This window comes from Pseudomonas sp. Wu6, from assembly GCF_019891515.1.
GTDB classification, from domain to species: Bacteria; Pseudomonadota; Gammaproteobacteria; order Pseudomonadales; family Pseudomonadaceae; genus Aquipseudomonas; species Aquipseudomonas orientalis_A.
This window is the reverse complement of sequence record NZ_JAFLXH010000005.1, coordinates 180,116-199,960: the sequence shown is the minus strand read 5'-3', so window position 1 is coordinate 199,960 and position 19,845 is coordinate 180,116. Positions and strand designations below refer to the sequence as shown.

The 19,845-nt window shown below is 61.0% G+C and carries 17 protein-coding genes; 2 read left to right on the top strand and 15 right to left on the bottom strand.

What is annotated here, in order from left to right; genetic code table 11:
* Positions 1-4 precede the first annotated feature (4 nt).
* From J1G34_RS05330 to J1G34_RS05285, 10 genes are all read right to left on the bottom strand, one after another.
* Positions 5-1,075, bottom strand: coding sequence for an NAD(P)/FAD-dependent oxidoreductase (locus tag J1G34_RS05330; RefSeq protein WP_065894825.1), 1,071 nt, complete (start codon positions 1,073-1,075; stop codon positions 5-7).
* Entirely contained in the window at positions 1,059-2,378 is a 1,320-nt protein-coding gene (locus tag J1G34_RS05325) for a lysine N(6)-hydroxylase/L-ornithine N(5)-oxygenase family protein (RefSeq protein WP_065894824.1), read from the bottom strand. Before J1G34_RS05325 ends, J1G34_RS05330 begins: the two co-directional genes overlap by 17 nt.
* Positions 2,379-2,485: 107 nt before the next feature.
* A complete protein-coding gene (locus J1G34_RS05320; protein ID WP_065894823.1) occupies positions 2,486-3,499 on the bottom strand; it encodes a hypothetical protein in 1,014 nt (337 codons plus the stop codon).
* Positions 3,496-4,221 carry an SDR family oxidoreductase gene (locus tag J1G34_RS05315; RefSeq protein ID WP_065894822.1) on the bottom strand — a complete coding sequence of 242 codons (726 nt, stop codon included), beginning with the start codon at positions 4,219-4,221 and terminating at the stop codon, positions 3,496-3,498. The genes J1G34_RS05320 and J1G34_RS05315 overlap by 4 nt, the downstream gene beginning before the upstream one ends.
* A 26-nt stretch (positions 4,222-4,247) precedes the next feature.
* The gene (locus tag J1G34_RS05310; RefSeq protein ID WP_222993484.1) at positions 4,248-4,946 is read right to left on the bottom strand and encodes an SDR family oxidoreductase; all 699 of its coding nucleotides are present in this window, start codon (positions 4,944-4,946) and stop codon (positions 4,248-4,250) included.
* Complete coding sequence (locus J1G34_RS05305; RefSeq protein ID WP_083203135.1) at positions 4,943-5,683, bottom strand: HAD family hydrolase; 741 nt, start codon at positions 5,681-5,683, stop codon at positions 4,943-4,945. The genes J1G34_RS05310 and J1G34_RS05305 overlap by 4 nt, the downstream gene beginning before the upstream one ends.
* Before the next feature lie 15 nt (positions 5,684-5,698).
* Positions 5,699-6,718: a beta/alpha barrel domain-containing protein gene (locus J1G34_RS05300; protein ID WP_065894819.1), complete on the bottom strand. Its 1,020-nt coding sequence runs from the start codon at positions 6,716-6,718 to the stop codon at positions 5,699-5,701.
* A complete protein-coding gene (locus J1G34_RS05295) occupies positions 6,715-7,092 on the bottom strand; it encodes an L-rhamnose mutarotase (RefSeq protein ID WP_065894818.1) in 378 nt (125 codons plus the stop codon). The genes J1G34_RS05300 and J1G34_RS05295 overlap by 4 nt, the downstream gene beginning before the upstream one ends.
* 14 nt (positions 7,093-7,106) lie before the next feature.
* The gene (locus J1G34_RS05290) at positions 7,107-8,018 is read right to left on the bottom strand and encodes a dihydrodipicolinate synthase family protein (protein ID WP_065894817.1); all 912 of its coding nucleotides are present in this window, start codon (positions 8,016-8,018) and stop codon (positions 7,107-7,109) included.
* Between the two features lie 466 nt (positions 8,019-8,484).
* Complete coding sequence (locus J1G34_RS05285) at positions 8,485-9,516, bottom strand: Leu/Phe/Val dehydrogenase (protein ID WP_122561779.1); 1,032 nt, start codon at positions 9,514-9,516, stop codon at positions 8,485-8,487.
* Between the two features lie 187 nt (positions 9,517-9,703).
* Between J1G34_RS05285 and J1G34_RS05280 the strand changes: the two genes are divergently transcribed.
* A complete protein-coding gene (locus J1G34_RS05280; RefSeq protein ID WP_065894815.1) occupies positions 9,704-10,507 on the top strand; it encodes a SirB1 family protein in 804 nt (267 codons plus the stop codon).
* A 644-nt stretch (positions 10,508-11,151) separates the two neighbouring features.
* On the opposite strand, the gene maiA is transcribed toward J1G34_RS05280, so the two are convergent.
* The 3 genes from maiA to hmgA are packed head-to-tail and all read right to left on the bottom strand — an operon-like array spanning position 11,152 to position 14,373.
* A complete protein-coding gene (maiA, locus tag J1G34_RS05275; protein ID WP_130138350.1) occupies positions 11,152-11,787 on the bottom strand; it encodes a maleylacetoacetate isomerase in 636 nt (211 codons plus the stop codon).
* A 12-nt stretch (positions 11,788-11,799) separates the two neighbouring features.
* Positions 11,800-13,086, bottom strand: coding sequence for a fumarylacetoacetase (gene fahA, locus J1G34_RS05270; protein ID WP_065936787.1), 1,287 nt, complete (start codon positions 13,084-13,086; stop codon positions 11,800-11,802).
* Positions 13,087-13,089: 3 nt separating this feature from the next.
* Complete coding sequence (hmgA, locus tag J1G34_RS05265; RefSeq protein WP_065895339.1) at positions 13,090-14,373, bottom strand: homogentisate 1,2-dioxygenase; 1,284 nt, start codon at positions 14,371-14,373, stop codon at positions 13,090-13,092.
* A gap of 118 nt (positions 14,374-14,491) precedes the next feature.
* On the opposite strand from hmgA, the gene J1G34_RS05260 reads away from it, so the two are divergent.
* Positions 14,492-15,271, top strand: a complete 780-nt coding sequence (locus J1G34_RS05260) for an IclR family transcriptional regulator (RefSeq protein ID WP_065885889.1) — start codon at positions 14,492-14,494, stop codon at positions 15,269-15,271.
* Between the two features lies 1 nt (position 15,272).
* Here J1G34_RS05260 and dacB read toward each other — a convergent pair whose 3' ends face one another.
* Positions 15,273-16,730, bottom strand: a complete 1,458-nt coding sequence (gene dacB, locus J1G34_RS05255) for a D-alanyl-D-alanine carboxypeptidase/D-alanyl-D-alanine endopeptidase (protein ID WP_222993482.1) — start codon at positions 16,728-16,730, stop codon at positions 15,273-15,275.
* Positions 16,731-17,349: 619 nt separating this feature from the next.
* Entirely contained in the window at positions 17,350-19,764 is a 2,415-nt protein-coding gene (locus J1G34_RS05250; protein WP_222993480.1) for a TonB-dependent siderophore receptor, read from the bottom strand.
* Positions 19,765-19,845 lie beyond the last annotated feature (81 nt).

The window sequence follows — 19,845 nt, the reverse complement described above, 5'->3', positions numbered from 1 at the left end:
CTCTCTATCCTTGAGAAATTACGCGGGCGAGCTGCATGGCAACATGGGGCGCCATTTTGAATCCGCCACCACTGAAACCAGAGGCAACCAGCACGCCGCCCGGCAACCCCGGTTGCTTGCCAATCAACCCGATGGGTTGCTCGCTGTAGCAGTCGCTATGGCACAGCGCACCCTCCACCGATGCGTCTTGCAGCCAGGGGAAACGCCGTTGACCCTGCTCTCGGGTCAGTTGTGCGTGGGACAGTTGAGCAGGCATGTAACTGTGGCTGGCCGGCACTCGCATACCCGTCGGGTAGCCGACGTAGAGCCCGCCGGTCAGGGGGCACGGTCGTCCGTTAAGCTGATTGATGTCGTCAATAAAACACGGCGCCTCAGGTAACGGTGTCGCGCCCTTGAACCGTGTGACCTGAATATGCTGACTCCACAGGCCAAAGGCATCACCGAACTGGCGAATCAGGAACTCGCTGGTACCATTGCCCATCGCGACAATCACCTGCGCACCGTCGTAATCGCCGTTGGAGCTCAGCACGCCAACGGCCTGCCGGCTTGCAACATCGACACGTACCGCGTGAACCTTTACCGCGTCATGGTAGACCCCACCCTGGGCGATGGCCGATTGCACCAGGTACTGCAACGTCGGTCTGGCCTCCATGTAGCCTGAGCCCGGTTCGTGCAGCGCCATTTGCGCGGTGATCGGCAACGCGGGGTAGCGGGCAGCCAAGGCCCGGGAGTCGAGCAATTGAGCCGGTACCCCTTCGCGCTCCAGCCAGCCCTGCATGTCGGCCAATGCGTGTGGCTCGGCGAAATGCAGATAGCCCGTCTCGGTAAAGGGCACTTGCCCCCCGGAGTCCTGCGCCAACTGCCGGTAGAAGTGATAGCCCTGCGCCGCAGCGCGGGTCGCCTCCCAGGACGCATGAGTGACCCGCACGATGCAGCCGGAAGCACCTGTCACACCGCAGCTGAGCTGCTTGTCATCCAGCAGCAGGCAGCGTTTGCCCGCCAGGGTCATTACATAAAAGCACGTCGCGCCGATGATGCCGGCCCCAATGATGATGACGTCAAACGGCTTGCTCATAGTGCCTCCGTTTCAGGGTGGTGCGCAGATCGTCAACGATTTCACCGGCGCGAATGGCCATATTGGAAATGAGCGTGGCGCTCAATCCATGAGTGTCTTCGGCAACACCCGTGGAATACAGCAGTGGCGCCGAGTCCCCCTGAAAGGTCAGGCGGTAGTTACGCAAAATACGCGCCGAGCCCTCGTCGTGGACCAGTCGGACAGCCAGGGATGCGCACAACAGGTCGGCGATGCGGCGGGGACGGAAGCCGGTCGCGCAGACCAGATAGTCGCAGCGCAGCTTTTGTACATCGCTGCTCATTTGGCGGTTGAACGCCACCTGTAGACCGGCATCCTGAACAAGGACCGATTGGAAACGACTCATGCGTTCCAGCTTGAGACGCTGCTGCCCACTGACTTCGTCGTCGTACCAGTTGCGGTAGAGTTTTTCGATCAGGGCCATGTCCACTGCGGAGTAATTGGTGGAGGCATGTGTGCGCAGTATGTGTTGCCGTACATGGGCGGGCGACGCGTGGAAATCGTCGACCGCGTCGGCGTTGAATATTTCGTTCACGAATGGGCTGTCGTCGGCTGGCGTGTAGCCATAGCGCGCCATGATGGCTGTCACGTTCATGGCCGGATACGTCTCGAGCAGGTACTCAACGGCCTCGGCGGCACTCTGCCCACCGCCCACCACGACGCAGTGGCCGTCGGCATTCAACGCAGTCTTTTCAAGATGGGCCAGCAAGTGATGAACGTGCGTTACCCGCTCGCCGGGCTCCACCCCCAATGGCAATTGAGGCTCAAGGCCCAATGAATGAACCACCGAACGGGCAAGCACAGCCGTCGTCATATCACCCACCTGCATCTGGACTCTGAACAGAGGTGAACCGTCATCGTCCACGCCGCCCTCGTTGATGCTCAGCACCTGATGACCGTAGAACACCTGGTCGCTGAACTCCGCCGCGCACCAACTCAGGTAATCGTGAAACTCCAGGCGGCCGGGGAAGAAGTCCTTCTTGTTGCAGAAGGCGGCGATCCGGCCTTTGCTGTGCAAGTAATTGACGAACGTAAAGTAGCTGCGCGGGTTGCGAAAGCTGACCAGGTCTTTGAGAAACGTCACCTGCATGGTTGCATTCTTGAACAGCATGCCCTTGTGCCAACCGAAACCAGGTGCGCTGTCAAAAAAAGCAACATCCAGCTCGGGGGCCATCTCCTGAAGGGCGATGGCGAGCGAAATGTTCGAAGGGCCAAAGCCGATACCCACCACATCGTGGATTTTTTGCTCGCAAGGGCTGATGACCAAATCTGTTGCAAAACTCATGTGAACTCCCTGTCTACAGAATTTCAGGCTGAGCGCAGCCGCAGGAGGTTGATCGTGTGATGACCTCCCTGGGCATTTCTATTGGGGTGCTGCGCAGCGGCGACGGGTTAATCGATCTCGAAGGCGTCGGTAAGGTTGAGCGACTGGAGCATGGCGATCTCCTCGGTCAACTTTTCAAGGCAATGATTGCGTAAGAAAACCGTACATCCGTAGGTGGTGCCGTCAGTGGTCATTGCTACCGCCTTGCCAACCGGCGGCGCAACGAAATAGTGGCTGAAGCTCTCCAGGCTGCGCACTTCACGGTCAAAGAGAAAGGCCTTGACCCGCCCGGCCCGCGTAATCACAAAAGAGTAATCCGCCACCGCTGCACCTTGCGTCGGGCCTTGCCCGAGTGCCTGCGGCCACTGTTTCCAGCAATCCTCCTGGGCTGGCCAACCGCCCAACCGGCAAAGCTGCGGCAACGGCGTGCTGGCCAGTCGCGGCGACAGCTTCACCAGCCGCGCGCCGGTTGACGTGATCACCACCTCAGCGTGCAACGGGCCGTGCAGCATGCCGAGCCCGTTAGCCAGCGCGGCAAGCTGCGGCACCAGCCGTGCCGGCAGCACGGCGGAAGGCAGGCTGTTGACGGCAGTGAGGAGCCTGCGCCCTTCCAGATCCAGGGTATGACAGCGCCAGGCGTCAGTGACGTGGAACTCACCCGCGTCGAGTACCCCATTGATGAACACGGGATAACCCGGTTCATGGACATGGATCTGAAACGGCCCCGGTGCATCATCCAGCAAGGCGGCGACCTGGGACGCAGTGGCCCACTGCCCCCCCAGCAGCACGGCTGAACCGCGCGAACTCGGCGACAACGCCGGGCGCACTACCCACGCACGACCATCATCAGGCGGCAACCGGTCCAACGATGCCACTTGCCGACCGTCAAACGCCAAGTCAGGGGCGAGCCTGCGAACCGCCTGGTGTTGCGCGCACTTGTCAAAGAACACTGCCGGATCGCAGCCTGCGGTGAAAAACCCATCGGCGATGTTCAGCGGCATGACCTGACGCAGCTCCAGGTCATCGCTGGAGAGCCGATAACTGACCGGTGCCCGGCACCGTGCAGTGGTGTTGTTCATCATTGCAGCGTCTCGCGAGTCGGGCCCCGGAAGTGCACCGCATCGATGTGGCAGTTGCGCGGTTGCGTCAGCACGAAGCGCATGGTCTCCCAGATGGAACGACCGTTGAGCAATGGGCTGGCAGGATCAACCGCCTCATCCAGGCCGGTCACTTCAAAATCGGGCGGGTAAAAACCGGTGACCCGAATGTGCTCCTTGGCCAGGTGATGAGCCATGTTCTGGCAAAAGCCACTCATACCGTGTTTGGCGGCGAAAAAGGCTGGATGGGCGATAGAGTCGGTAAACTGCGGCACGCCGCACACCGAGACCATCGCCATAATGTCGGCCGCCGCCGAGCGACGCAGCCCGGGCAACAGTGCACGGGTCAGGGTGATCGAGCCTGTCAGACCGGAGTTGATGGTGCCGGCGATGTCGTCGTCACTGTCGTCTTCTCCCAATAGCCCCTCAAGCCACTGCGCCGCGCTCAGCACCAGAACGTCCACCGCCCGCTCATCCTGCAGGATTTGCGCAGCGAAGGCGCGCACCGATGCAGGGTCGGCGATGTCGCACGCGTAGGCACGCGCAGATCCCCCTTCGGCTCGAATAAGCTCACACGTGGCCTGCGCACTGGACATCTGGCGCGCGCACAAGTCGACATGAGCCCCTTCCCGGGCCAGCCACACCGACACCGCCTGGCCGAAATCACGACCACCACCGGTGACGACAACACGTTTATTTTTCAGCATGGTATGCGTTCCTGTCGCAAGGTTCGTTATAAGCCCGGATGGGGAACCGTCTGGCTACCCGAGACCTTCTCCTGATAGAGATGATCAACGATGTAGTAGGCGGCGTGTTCGGCCCAGATATCGGCAGCGATGTACTGGTGATGCTCGTCCGGAAGGCAGATGGAGAGCATTTGGGTGTTCACGCCGTTGCCCGGATCAAGCGCGACAGCATTCACCTCCGTCGGCAAGTCAGCGTTAAGCGAGCCAATCAGCCCCTCGACGGCGAATTTGCTGGCACAGTAAGGCCCCAGTCCCCACGAAGCCGAGCGCCCCCAACCGGAACTGATCGCGATGAACAGGCCCTGGCGACGGTCGAGCATCGATGGCAAAAAAGCATGCAGGGTATTGACGACCCCCAGCACGTTCACCTCCATCACTCGCGCCCAGTCCTGCAGGTCAATCTCCCACGCCGGCTTGCGTTCGCTGATCACCCCGGCGTTGCACACCACGATGTCAACCGGACCGTCGCGCAATACGGCCTCTGCGAATTGCTGCATGTCCTGAGACTCGGTGACCGAGGCGCAGTACAGCGCAGGATTGCCTTGCACCGCGCCGACAGGCGCGTCAACTGCAAGCTGGCAGCCATGAACCTGGTGGCCGCGTGCGGCCAGCGCATGGCCCAGGGCTTTGCCCAAGCCACGGCTTACTCCGGTGATGGCAATGGTGAGTGGCGCTCTTGCTTTCATTGTAAAAAGTCCTCCTTGACCCTCGAACAGCGTGCGCTGAACTGTGAAACAGGATTATCCGGTTGCAAATCAGGTACCTCTCCCGCCCGGTAATCGGCGGGCCAGTTGGCGCTCAAGGCTGAACGCCCGACCAGTGCATGGCCGCTGACAAAGATAAACGGCACCTTGCAGGTAATCGCAGCCTCGGCATCGGCAATGGCATCCCCCAGAAAGAGCGCCTGCGAAGCATCACACCCATATTGATCGAGCAGAGCACGAATCGCAGCAGTCTTGGAGGTGGGTGAGCCGATCACTCGTACCATGTAGCGATCGATACCGCTCACCCTCAACGCCTGGATAATTTCCTCTTCCTTGCCACCGCTCACCACCGCACATACCACGTTGCCCTCTGCCAGTTGCGCCAGCAACTGCTGCGCCCCGGCCACCAAGGGTGCAGCGCTGTAATGGGTACGCAGATAATCTTCATAACGTGAGATGCACGTCGCCAGGAAATGCTCGGCATCGGGGCCGACGGGCGCAATCAGTTGCTGGAAGACCTCAAAATGCCAGAGTCTGGGTCGTCCGAAGTTAAGTCTGAAACTTTCCTTGCAACGATCGCGCAGCTTCTGCGAGTAATGCGCCAGTGCGTAATCGACCGCCGCCAGCTTCACGCCATTGGAGTCGAGCAACACGCCGTCGCAATCGAAAAATACCAACTGCTTACCCACTAACCTATCGCCAAGCGTGACCCTGGTCATACGCGTACTCCGCACTTACCTGTACTGGTTGAGAATGTTCACATCAAACTTGTGCGATCCGGCGTGCCCGGCGATTCTGCCGACGATGTCGATGCGCTGCGCACCGCTTAACGGTGCACCTTCGAACAGTCTCTGTGCATAGGTGGGGTGGATGTTATGCCTGGCCTGACAACGGTAGGTCGGCGAGTACCCCCAGTTCGCTACTTGCCGCAGAGGTTCGATATGCTCGGCCAGAAAGTCTTCGCAGTGCGCCATCGGCTGTTGAGGCTTGAGCAACGCCAGGCTCTCTGTCGCCGCATTACCCGCGCCACGGCCGATGCCGGCAAAGGTACCGTCGACATACCGGGCCCCTGCCTGGATAGCAGCGTGGGTGTTGGCGACGGCCAGACCGTAGTTGTCATGCGCATGAAAGCCAAGCGGCAAGTCTGTCAGCTCGGCAGCGTTGCGAAATAACTGGTGCACCTGCTCCGGCAACATGCGGCCAAAACTGTCGGCAAAATACAGGGCAGCGATCGGTTCCTGGTCCAGGCCGTTGAGCCTATCGGCCAGTTGATCGCTCGATAGCTCGGCGACCTGCATCAGGTTGAGGATCACTGTCAGCTCATTGCCCTCCAAAGCCCGCGCCAATCTCACGCAAGCATCGAACTGGCTGCTCTTGGCCGCAATACGCAGAATATCGATACGAAATGGCGCGCGGCGAACCGAGGCGAGTATCACGTCGGCCATTGCCTGGGGGGATTGCTCCAGCGCTGGCCCCGCGTCAATCATGACGGCTACTTTGATCTGATGCGGATCAATCAGCAGGCACTGCTGCTCCGTCAGTGACTCGGGCAATGCCTTATAAGACCCGTAATCAGTGCTTTGCGAAAACGTATCGAGATTCAGGTAACCCAATTCGACGATGTCCACGCCAGTGGCCAGGCAAGTACCGAAGTACTGCCGAGCCATGGCATCGGAAAACCGCCAATCGGTCTGGAACCCACCATCGCGCAAGGTGCAATCCAGTAACGCGAATGACTGTTTTCGATCGGTCATTTTTGCTGACCTGCCGCATCGACGCTCCAGTCGTACACCTGCTCCAGGCGCCACCAGTTCAATTCTGTCTGATTGCCGGCAATACGTTTGAGCAACGGATTATCACCATGCATCTGGTCGTCCCACGCCTGCACTGCCGGATGGAAAGACAAGGCACGGCTGAAGTCACGCAGCGGATCAAACTCATCGTTGGCCTCTACCTGCATGAACAGCGTGCGGGGCGGCAAAAGATAAATTGACATGCGCTGCAAGCCAATTTCCTTGAGCACGCCGTGCTCACCGGCAATTTGTTGCGGCACGTCGCGGTGTAACGTCTTATACAGGGTTACTGCTTCGGTACTGGTCAACTCAATTGAAAAACCAAAACGCTTCATGTGTAACTTCCTTATTACTGGGTCACGAATTCAAGAAGTTGGTCATACACCTTTTCAACTTCGCAAAGTGTTTCCGGGTCCATGGTAAAATCAACCGGAGGGCGAATCAATGTATTGCTCATTAAACGACGCCGCTTGAGCAAGTGCTTTGACAACTGCAAGTAACAATCGATACTCGCCATCATATGGCACATTAAATAAGACAACGGATAACCAATAGCCCTGGCGAGTTTTTCATCGCCTGTTTGCAGCGCGCGCCATAAGGCCACGGTAATTTCGGCGATTTCGGTCGCCGGAATAACGCCTGCCAACCCACGCTTATAGGTATCGACCAACATCATGCCGCCATCGCCTTCGAAGATCCTGGCCTCGCCGCCGGTGGCATCGCGCAACAGCGATACTTTGGGCGCGGTAGGCGCCGACTCCGGTTTGAACTGCACTTTCTGCGCCCCGAACGTCTTGAGCAGACGCGCCTGCACATCAATCGACATTGGACGCTTTGCAAGGGATTTGGCGTGGTGCACCAGCACCGGAACGCTGACGCTCTCGATCACATTGGCGAAGTAGACATACATCTGTTCATCGTCAAGTGCCCACATCGACGGGTGCATCACCAGCAATGCGTCACAACCTGCCTGCTCGGCCTGCCGCGAATACTCAATGGCCTGAGCGATGCTTTCGCCGCCCGTGCTCATGATCGCCAGGCCTTTATCGCCCGTTTGCTCGGCGATCAATTCAGCGACGCGAAAACGCTCGGTAGTGGTCAACCGTGATACTTCCGAGATTTGCCCGATGACCACACCGTCACACCCCGTGTGCAGAATGTGTTCGATCTGCAGCCGCAGGGCTGAAGTATCCAGAGAAAGGTCGCTGTTGTACGGAAGGATGGCGACCGGAAGGACACCATGAATTGAAGCGTTCGTCATATCTGATATTCCTTATCAAAGTTCGACGTTGACAAACAAGAAGCCAGTCAAGAGTCCCACCAGGCCAAAACGTTTGCTCACACTATCCAGTAGCGCAAGACCCGCTGCCGCATTACTTGGATGGGCAGTTCTATTTTCACTTCGATCAAATAATTTTTGCTTCAGAGATCATACAAATTTTTCAGAAATCTCTTACAGGACTTTCCGTCATTTCGAAGTCGCAGCGAAGTTAATGGCGGGCGACTTTATTGTCCAACCAGTATATATTTCAAATTATTACAAATTACGCAAAGCACAGAATATTTTTTCTGCTGCAAAACTATCATTACTGTTTGTTTCATACATGTAACAAAAGTTGTACTCATGCAAGCGCGATAAAACAGACAAGTACGTACTTCTTCCCTCTTATGTTTTTATTGTTGAGTTTTAACTAACGCTAAAAATCATTTCAGGCAGGCGAGCCTGGTTAATCCCTGGCCTGCGGATACAGCAGGCGCTCGGCCAATTCGTCAGCCACTCGAGCGGGGGAGCGCTTTTCAGCCTGGGCATGGGCGTAGATTTCAGTGAGGCGCCTGCCGATGTTGGACAGGTGCGCGGTGATGCTCGGCAGCTCGGCGCCACTGTGTTTGAGTGCGACGTAGATCAGCCCGCCGGAATTGATCACGTAATCGGGCGCGTAGAGGATGCCGCGGCCTTCCAATTGATCGGCGATGTCCAGGTGGGTCAGCTGTGCACTGGCAGAACCGGCCACGGCGGCGCAGCGCAGTTGGCCGACGCTCTGGCGATTGAGTACCGCGCCCAGGCCGCACGGGGCAAGGATGTCGCACGGGGTGCTGAGCAAGGCGTCGTTGGCGATGGGGTGGGCGCCCAGTTGTTCCATGGCCAGTTGCACCTTGCCGTGGTCAATGTCGCTGACCAGCAGTTCGGCGCCCGCCGCATGCAGTTGTTCTGCCAGGGCATAACCGACATTGCCCAGGCCCTGCACCGCCACGCGCAGGCCTTCGAGGTTATCACTGCCCAGGCGGGCCATGGCGGTGGTGCGAATGCCGGCAAACACCCCCATGGCCGCATGGGGGGCCGGGTCGCCGGCGGCGCTGGTGCTGGTGACGAAGCGGGTGTGTTGGGCGATGCAATCCATGTCGGCGACCGAAGTGCCGCTGTCGATGGCGGTAATGTAGCGCCCGCCCAGTTGCTCGACACAGCGGCCAAAGGCTTCAAAAAGCGCGGCACGACTTTCCACATGGCCCGGGCGCAGGATGACCGCCGCGCCGCCGCCCACCGGCAGGCCGGCCAGGGCGGCTTTGTAGCTCATGCCCTGGGCCAGACGCGCGGCGTCGGCCATGGCGGTTTCATCGTCGGGATAGGCCAGGTAGCGGCAGCCGCCCAGGGCAGGGCCCAGGCGGCTGTTGTGGATGGCGATGATCGCCTTCAGCCCGGTCACCGGGTCGACGCTCAGGTGCAGCGATTCCAGGCGGGTGCTGTGCATGAGCGCAAACATCGTCGTGCTCCCGAATCACTTCTGGTAGTGGCACAAGTATAGGCTCGCGCCGGAAAAGTGCTGGATCGCACTGGAATAAGCCGCCCTAATTCGTGTGTTCTTTGACATAAGCGAGTGGGATATTTCTCAAGATGCTGGACGAAAATTCACAGCAAGGCTAAAACGAGAGCATCCGCCGGAGAATGCAATGAATCCCCGCCAAGCTTTTTTCGCCTGCCTGGAGCGTTCACCCCCTGCGCTGTTCGAAGCTGCGCTGTGGATTGCCGCCGAACACGACGCCGCCGTGCAGCCGTTGCTGATCCTGCAGGAGCTGGGCCTGTTGCAACAGCAGGTCAGCCTGGGCATGCCGGTGCTGCCGGCCGATGAGCTGGGCCAACCGTTGCTGCGGCGCATGAACGACCTGGGGTTTGCCCAGGATGACTTCACCCCGTTGCGCCCCGCCGCCGCCTTGCTCGATAAGGTGCTGCAGCGCAAGCGCGGGCAGCCCCTGGCCATGGGCCTGATCGCCCTGGAACTGGCACGGCGCCTGGACATCCCCATGGTCGGGGTGAATTTCCCCGGTCACTTCCTGCTGCGGGTGCCCGGTGCCGATCACCTGCTCGACCCCTGCGGGGGCCGACGCATGTATCCCAATGACTGTCGCGACATGCTGCATCGCCAATATGGCCCGAATCTCAAACTGCAGGCCGAACACCTGCACACCGCCGAGCCCCGCTCGATCCTGCAGCGGCTGTCACGTAACCTGCGCCAACTTTACCTGGCCAACGACGAACCGCTGGCCGCCCTGGTGGATGCCGAGCGCGTACTGGAACTGGGCAACGCCAGCGCCGCCGATTACCTGGCACGCGCCAGCCTGTATCAGCGCCTGGACTGCCCGAGCGCCGAGCGCTTCGACCTGGAACACGCGTTGATGCTCAGCGAAGACCCGATCCAGCGCCTGCGCCTGACCGAGCGACTCGGCCATCTGCCGCCCAATGCCATCGTGCATTAAGACGCCTTCAAGCAAGCCACCTCCGAGCGCACCTGGATAATCAACAACGCTGCAATCCACAGAAAAAGAAAATCTGCTGCACCGGGATTGTAGGAGCGAGCTTGCTCGCGAAAAACGTCAACGATAACGCGTGCTTTCTGGATGAACGCGGTGCCTGTGAGTTTTTCGCGAGCAAGAGCTAGGCGCCCCCCTCGCTCCTACAGAGGGCGGTGTACGCTTAACTGACTGGCATTAAAGCTTGCCCCCCACCACTCCACGATGCGAAGCGAGCCGCTCTTGATCTTGATCTTAGGCGCCCCGTTAAACCACGCTGGCCGAACGCAGGCTTGAATCCGTGGGTAACCCGGCAGGACGCCGGGTTAGCCGCCCCGCGCCATGGATGGCGCGTGGCGGCGGCCCACGGATTCAAGCCTGCGTTCGGGCACACCGAGCCTAAGCGAGGTGCCGAGTGGTGGGGCAAGAGCGTTTTGCTTACTTTTGCGCTTTTCAAAAGTGAGCCGCTGTAAAAGCGGAACCATTAGCAGCCGTGACCGCAGAAACGGATATGTACTCGGTCTGATCCAACATCCTGGTCGGCCCAGAGGCCGCCATCGGGGGCAAGTCGAATCGTCGCACCGCCCCTCCCACATTTGGCCCCATGCAGCCTATGGCGTGTCAGGCTGGTTGGCCGGATGGGCCTGCATGAAGGCCGGACACTGCGCCGCCAACGCCGCCACTCGCCCAATACGCGGGTACGCACCCAACGGCACGTTGAAACGTTCGGCGGCATACAACTGGGGAATCAGAAACGCATCCGCCAAGCCCGGCTGCTCGCCAAAGCAGAATCCTGTGTCGCCAATCAACTGCTCCACCGCGCCCAGGCCCTGGCTGATCCAATGCCCAATCCACTCCAGCAATTGCTCCTCATCGTGACCCCACTGGCGCAGCAGATTCTGGGTACTGGAGTTATGCAACGGGTGGATATCGCAGGCGATAATCGACGCCACCGCGCGTTCATGGGCTCGAACGACCAGGTCTTTGGAAAGCAACGGCGCCTGTGGATAACACTCCTCCAGGTACTCGATGATCGCCTGTGACTGGATCAGCAGCGCCCCCTCATCGCTGCGCAAGGCCGGCACGCGCCCTTGCGGATTGATCGCCAGGTACTCGGGCTGGCGATTGGCGCCGCCGGCCGGCACCAGCAGATTGACCGGCACCGCAGTGAAATCCAGGCCCTTGAGGGCCAGGGCGATGCGCACCCGGTACGACGCGGTAGAACGGTAATACGTATACAGTTCCATGACCCTGCCCTCTCAGCGCGCGGCGACCACGGTACCGCGGCATTCACCGAAACCGATGGAGGCGAAGCCTTCACGATGGCAGCGGGCACGCAGGATGATTTCATCACCGTCTTCGAGGAACTTACGCACCTCGCCGGATGCCAACTCAATCGGCTTTTTGCCGCCTTCGGTGATTTCCAGCAGGCTGCCGAACTGCCCCGGCTGCGGGCCCGACAAGGTCCCCGAACCAAACAGGTCACCGGCTTGCAATTGGCAACCGTTGACGCTGTGGTGCGCCACCATTTGCGCCACAGTCCAATACATATGCTCGGTGTTGCTCAAGGTCAGACGATGGGCCGGCAGGTTCTGTTCACGCATCGACGCGGTGGTCAGCAGCACTTCCAATTCGATATCGAAGGCGCCGGCCTTCTGGTCGCGAACGTCCAGCAGGTACGGCAGCGGCTGCGGATCGCCTGCGGGACGCGGCGGTTGCGCCTTGCGAAATGGCTCCAGCGCTTCGGCCGTGACTACCCACGGCGAGATGCTGGTGATGAAGCTTTTGGACAGGAACGGCCCGAGCGGCTGGTATTCCCAGGCCTGGATATCCCGCGCCGACCAGTCGTTGAGCAGGCAGAAACCGGCAATATGTTCAGCCGCGTCACCAATGGCAATCGCGTCGCCCATGGCATTGCCCTGGCCGATCCAGATACCCAGTTCCAACTCATAGTCCAGGCGCGCGCAGGGGCCGAACGTCGGCTCGGTCTGGCCGGCGGGCAAGGTCTGGCCTTTGGGGCGACGGACCTCGGTACCCGAGGGGCGAATGGTCGAGGCACGGCCGTGGTAACCAATCGGCACGTACTTGTAGTTGGGCAATAGCGGGTTGTCGGGACGGAACAGTTTGCCGACGTTCTGCGCGTGTTCAATGCCCACATAGAAGTCGGTGTAGTCATTGATCCTGGCCGGCAGGTGCATCTGGCAATCGGCGGCACGGTGCAACACCTGCGCTTCACGAGTTTGCAACGTGCTGCCTTCGGCCAGCAATTCCAGCAGGCGCTCGCGCAGAGCCACGCGGGGGCCGCGGCCGAGTTCGAAAAAGCCGTTCAATTGGCCACCGGCGGTGGCTTCTACCGCTCGCCGGGCGTCACCGTCGAACTGGTCCAGTGCCGCGTGCAGGTCGAGAACCGCGTCGCCAATCGCCACGCCACTGCGCGGCGCCGAGCCATTGATGCTGAACACACCCAGCGGCAGGTTCGGCAGGGGAAAGTCCGCGTGACCGTTGGCCGAGGCCACCCAGCTGCGGGTCTGCGTTGGTTGAGTCATGGGTTATCTCCGATTCGGATTGAAGGTGGCGGGCAGCGCGGCCCAGCACGCGTCGTAAGAAGGCTGCAATTGCGGGCATTGCAAGGCGAACTGGGTGGGACGCAGCACCTGGCTGGTCTCGAACATGAAGGCCATGGTGTTATCGATCTTGTGCGGTGCCAGCTCGGCATTGATCGCCCGTGTGCAGGTTTCGCCATCCGGGCCATGGGCGCTCATGCAGCTGTGCAACGACGCGCCACCGGGCAGGAAACCCTCGGCCTTGGCATCGTAGGCGCCCTGGATCAGGCCCATGTATTCGTTCATCAGGTTGCGGTGGAACCACGGTGGCCGGAAGGTGTTCTCGGCGACCATCCAGCGCGGCGGGAAGATCACGAAGTCGAGGTTGGCCAGGCCATGCACGCTGGTGGGCGAGGTCAGGACGGTGAAGATCGACGGGTCCGGGTGATCGAAGCTCACCGTGCCGAGGGTGTTGAAGCGGCGCAGGTCGTACTTGTACGGCACGTTGTTGCCGTGCCAGGCGACCACGTTGAGCGGCGAATGGTCGAGCTCGCAGGCCCACAGCTCGCCGAGGAATTTCTGCACCAGGGTGGTCGGTTGCTTGCGGTCTTCGTAGTGCGCGACCGGCGTCAGGAAGTCGCGCGGGTTGGCCAGGCCGTTGCTGCCGATCGGGCCAAGGTCCGGCAGGCGCAGCGGCGCGCCGTGGTTTTCGGCGACGTAGCCGCGTGCCTGGGCGTCGAGCAGTTCGACGCGAAATTTGAGACCTCGTGGCAACACCACAATTTCCAGCGGCTCGACTTCCAGTACGCCCAGCTCAGTGACGATACGCAACCGGCCCTGTTCGGGCACGATCAACCATTCGCCGTCGGCGTTGAAAAACACCCGCTCCATCGACCGATTGGCGCGGTAGTGGTAAATGCTGATCCCTGAGGGTTTTTCCGACCCGGCGTTGGCGACCATCCCTGCGAGCCCGTCGATAAAGTCGGTCGGCTCAGCTGGAACTTCCAACGGGTTCCAGCGCAACCGGTTGGGCGTCACAGCGCCCAGCGGCCCACCGGCCAATTGCCGCTCCAGCTTGATAAAGGCCGGGTGATTGGCCGACGGCTGGATGCGGTACAGCCAGGTACGCCGCGCTTCGCTGCGCGCCATGGTGAACGCGGTGCCGGAGAACAGTTCGGTGTACAGCCCGTAGGGCGCTTTCTGCGGCGAGTTCTGGCCAACGGGCAGTGCGCCAGGCAAGGCTTCGCTGGCAAATTCGTTGCCAAAGCCCGACAGGTATTCGAGGTTCATGGAGCGTCCTCTGGGTCAGTTGTTTTTATCGTAATCCAGTTACGCATAACGTAATTTGATCGCCAGGGAGCGTCAAGCTATAAAGACGCCCACTTATCTTTCGGATTCTCGCTCTCCCATGGAAAAGCCCCGCGACACCGGTAAACAGAAAGTCCGCTCGGCTGAGGTGGGCACCGATATCCTCAAGGCATTGGCACAACTGTCGCCGTCCACGTCATTGTCGCGCCTGGCCGACCATGTGCAGATGCCGGCGAGCAAGGTGCACCGCTACTTGCAGGCGCTGATCGCGTCGGGCTTTGCCGAACAAAACCCCGCCACCAACCACTATGGCCTGGGCCGCGAAGCGTTGCGCGTGGGCCTGGCGGCGCTGGGCAGCATGGATGTGCTGAAGGTCGGCGCACTGCCACTGGCGGAGCTGCGCGATGAGTTGAATGAAACCTGCTTTCTGGCGGTGTGGGGCAACCAGGGGGCGACCGTGGTGCAGATCGAGCCGGCGGTGCGCGCCGTCACGGTGGTGACGCAGTTGGGGTCGGTATTGCCGCTCTTGAGCTCGTCCACCGGGCTGGTGTTCAGCGCCTACCTGCCGTCCCGGGAGACCGTGGACTTGCGTGAGCGCGAGATCCAGGCCGGTACCGCCCACGCCTTGGCGGACGATGCGGCCTACGCCACCCTGCGCGAACAGATCCGCAGCCGTGGCCTGCACTTTGTGCATGGCTTGCTGATGCCCGGGGTGGATGCGTTATCAGCGCCCGTGTTCAACGCGACCGGGCACGTGGCGGCGGTCATGACCGTGGTCGGTCCCACCTCGCTGTTCCACGCCGATGAAGACGGCCCGGCGGCGCAGCATTTGCTGGCGGCGACCCGGGCCGTGAGTTGGCGCATGGGCTATCAGCCCTGAATCAGTCGTCCCAGCGCGACAGCGCCACTGCCACACGATCTTCCAGCGTCTTGACCTGCGCGCCGGCCACCACGTAGTTGTTGGTCAGCATAGAGAACAGCAACCTGCGCCCGTGGGCATCGGTCACGTAGCCGCTCAATGAGGAAACACCGGTCATGGAGCCGGTCTTGGCGTGCAAATTGTTTTCGGCCGGGGTGCCGCGCAGGCGATAGCCGAGGCTGCCACCGGTCATGCGGTCAGTGTTGCCGGCAATCGGCAGTGCGTCGTACCAGGCGGTGAACCACGGCTGTTTGCCGGCGGCCAGCAGCAGGTCGGTGAAGGTTTGCGACGACACCAGATTGCGCCGCGACAGGCCGGAGCCGTCGACCTGGCTGAACGTGACGGTGTCCAGCCCCTGACGTTTGAGAAAGCCGGCCACCGCCACTGCGCCCGCCGCCGCCGTGCCGCTGTTGGCGGTCTGGCGCCCCATGGCCTTGAGCAAGGCTTCGGACATGTTGTTGTTCGAGAGTTTGAGCAGCGGCACGATCAACGCCTGCAACGGCGCCGATTGGTGCTCGGCCAGCATCGTCACCGCCGCCGGGCTCGCCCCGCCCATTACGCGACGCCCCTGCACCGTAATGCCCTGTTGCGCCAAGGCTTGTTCAAACAGATTGGCCACCAGTTGTGTCGGCTCCCAGACGCTGATCAGCTGCTGATTCTGCCGTCCCGCTGCCACCGCGCCGCTGAGCTGCAACAGGTTGGTGCCATGCCGGCGATTGATCCCATAGCTGTTACCCGGCCCACTGACGGCGCGATTGCTCAATTGCAGGTAGTCGGTGGGCGGATAGATATCGACACTCACGGGCTGGCCAACCCGCACCGGCGCCCTGGCGGTGACCAACACGCTGCCGGCATCAAAGTCCGCATTGGGCGACACCGTCAGCGCGGAAATCTGCGCGCCGTAGTAGGTGGTTTCATCATCATGGGACCAGTCGACCCCCAGCCGCTCGGCATCGAACCAGGTATCGTCGAACACCAGGTCGCCCTGCACCTGGCGCACGCCCTGGCTGGCCAGTTGCGCCGCCAGCGCCTGATAGTCGGCGTACTGCAGGGTCGGGTCGCCCAGGCCGCGCAGGTAGAGATTGCCGGTAAGACGATCGCCCTGGCGGGTGCCATCGCTCAACAGTTGCGTGGCGAAGCGGTATTGCGGGCCCAGCACATCCATCGCTGCGGCAGTGGTCAGCAGTTTGAGGTTGGAGGCGGGCACCAACCGTGTACGGGGGTTGTGCTGGTAGAGCGTGGCGCCAGTGCGGGCGTCGCGCACCATCAGCGAGACCGTCGCGCCTTGCAATGCCGGGTCGCTCAACAGCTTATCCAGGGTTGCCGGAGTGGAGGTCTGGGAAACGCTGGCGCAGCCGCCCAGTAAAAAGCTCAAGCCGACCAGCAGGGTGCTGGTGTGTAACCATTTTGCGAAATGCATCAGTCGCGTTTTCCGTAAGCATCGAATGTCCGCAACGCTAACAGCTCAGGTGCCAATGTGGGAGGGGGCTTGCCTCCGATGGCCATAGGTATCTACACAATTTTGGTGCGACACCGCACCTGTGGCGAGGGAGCTAACGCGTATCTACCTGACGCTCCGAGGTCCAAATGTGGGAGGGGGCTTGCCCCCGATGGCGGCCTCTGGGCCGACCAGGGTGTTGGATTGGAACGAGTACATATCCGTTTCTGCGGTAACGGCTGCTTAGGGTTCCGCCCTGACGGCGGCTCACTTTTGAAAAGCGCAAAAGTAAGCAAAACGCTCTTGCCCCACCACTCGGCACCTCGCCTGGGCTCGGTGTGCCCTCACTCCGGCTTGAATCCGTGGGCCGCCGCAATGGGCCATCCATGGCCCAGTGCGGCTAACCCGGCGTCCTGCCGGGTTACCCACGGATTCAAGCCTGCGTTCGGCCAGCGTGGTTTGACGGGGCGCTTAAGATCAAAAGCAGATCAAGATCAAGAGCGACTCGCTTCGCATCGTGGTTACGGTTGGGCGCTACAGAGTTGTGTAGATACCTATGGCTATCGGGGGCAAGCCCCCTCCCACATAAAGCGAACCGCAGTCAGAAAGTGAGGGTGCTGGACACCGACACCTGCCGCGCATCGCCAATAGACACGAACTGCGTGTTCACCGACGAGGTGTAGTAGGTACGGTCAAACAGGTTCTTCACATTGAGCTGGAACTTGACCTTCTGCCCCTCGAGCCGAGTGTCGTAGCTGGCGAACACATCGGCCACGGTATAGCTCGGCAATTCAAAGCTGTTGGCCGCATCCCCTGCCCGCTCACCGACATAACGCGCTCCGGCGCCGACGCGCAGTTGATCACCGCCCAGGATACTGCCGAAGTCATACACCGCCGACAGCGAGCCGGTGTTTTTTGCCACGTTCTGCAGGCGATTGCCTTTGAGGCTCGGGTCTTCGGTGACCTCGGCATCGGTGTAGGCGTAACTGCCGATCAGGCTCCACTTGTCGGTCAACTGGCCGCTGGCATCCACTTCCAGCCCACGGGATCGCACCTTGCCCGCCACGCTGTAGACCGAGGTCAAACCGTCGCCCACCTGCACCAGCACATTGCGTTTATCAATGGTGAACAACGCCGCGCTCGCGGTGATGCGTCCCGGCAGGTCGAACTTGGTACCCAGCTCCCACGCCTTGGATTCTTCAGGGTCCAGGCTGCCATCCAGCACGGTCTTGTTGGCCAACGGCGCGATGGTGGAGTTGGGTTTGAACGACTCGGTATAACTGCCATAGAACGACAGCTCATCGGTGTAGCGATACACCAACCCGGCACGCGGCACCCATTTCTGGCCGTTGCCATCGGTGTTGGCGGTGAACGGCACGCCTTTGCCGGCGTATTGGTCGTACATCTGGTAGCGCGCGCCGCCGACCAGGATCCACTGATCGTTCAGGTGAATGGCGTCCTGGAAGAACAACGAGTCGCTGCGCAGCAGGTCGGTCTGGTTGCTGTCCGGCGCGCTGACTTTGGAGCCCGCCACTTCGTTGCCGTATACCGGGTTGTTGTAGTTGAAAACGCCACGCGGTGTCTGGCGGATCAGGTCGGCGCGGTAGATTTTGCGGTATTCGTCATCCAGGCCGAACACCAGGTCATGCTGCATACCCGCCACATTCACCTTGCCTTCAAGGCTGGCGGTGGCGAAGCGGTCGGTGGTCAGCGCGCCCTGGGTGCCGTCCATGCTGCGGGTCAGGGTGCCGTTGGTGTTGACCTTGACCACGCGTACCTGGCTCGCGTCGTAGGTTTCGCGGTTCCAGCTGTAGCCAAAATGGGCTTTCCAGTCGTCGTTCAGATCATGATCGACGCTGAGGCGGTACAGATCGGAGCGGCCCTCCATGTTGTTGAACGGCTCGTCCAGACGGTGGGTGGCGGGGATGTTCAGCGGATGGTTGGTCTTGGGATCGATGGCGGTGCCACGGTCGAACGGCGAAAGAAATTCGCGGTGCTCATAGGCCAACACCACTTGGGTGGTGTCGCCGTACCATGCCAGCGACGGCGCCACCAAGGTCTCGCGGTGGGTGCCGTAGTTGCGCCAGTAGTCTTCATCTTCATGGTCGACGATCAGGCGATAGGCCAGGCCGCTGTCACCCACCGGGCCGGTGGTGTCCAGGCTGCCGCCGCTGCCGTTCTTGCCGCTGCCGAAGGTGGAGCCGCGCGCAGTCAGGGAAGTGGACTGCAGCAGCTCGGGCTTTTTGCTGACGATATTGACCACGCCGCCGGGGTCCTGGATGCCATACAGCAACGACGACGGGCCCTTGAGCACTTCGACACGCTCGGCCGTCGCATTCAAGGCGCGACCCTGCACCACAGGCATGCCGTCCTTCATGATCGAGCCGTTACGGTTGTCGCCAAAACCGCGCAGCATCACCGCGTCCTGGGTACTGCCGAGGGTGTTGGACTGGGTGATACCGCTGATATTGCCCAGCGCATCATCCAGATTGCGCGGTTGTTGATCGCGCAGCACTTGAGCCGGGACCACGTTGACGGTCTGCGGGGTTTCCAGCAACAGGCCACGGGAGCGCATCACCGAGCTGGTCGCCGGCGGCTGGTAGCTGGTGCTGTCCTGGGCGAGGTTGGCGCCGCTGATGGTGGTAGCGCCGAGATTGACCGCGCCATCGGTTGGCACAGGTTCCAGGGCCAGGGTGCGGGCGTCGATCCGGCGGAGGGTGAAGCCTGATTGACCCAGCAGGCGTTGCAGGGCCTGGGTCGCGCTCATTTGCCCGCTGAGCGCCGGGGCGTTGAAACCGTAGGGCGCTTCATCGGTATAGATCACGCTGATGCCGGTCACCCGGCTGAAATCACTCAGGGCCTGAGGCAGCGGTTTGGCTGCCAGGTCAAAATTGAACCGGGCGCTTTGTTGCTCCTGCGCCTGCGCCACCGCCAGGGGCAGCAATGCCACCCCCGACACCATCAGTACCGAGGCTCCCAGCCACTGTTTGACCCAACCGCCCGCCGTCGACTTCATGCTGTGAGAACCCGTGTAGAAAACGCTGTTAATGCGAATTGATCGCAGTTTCATGCACTACACGGATGGGCCGCAGGTTTA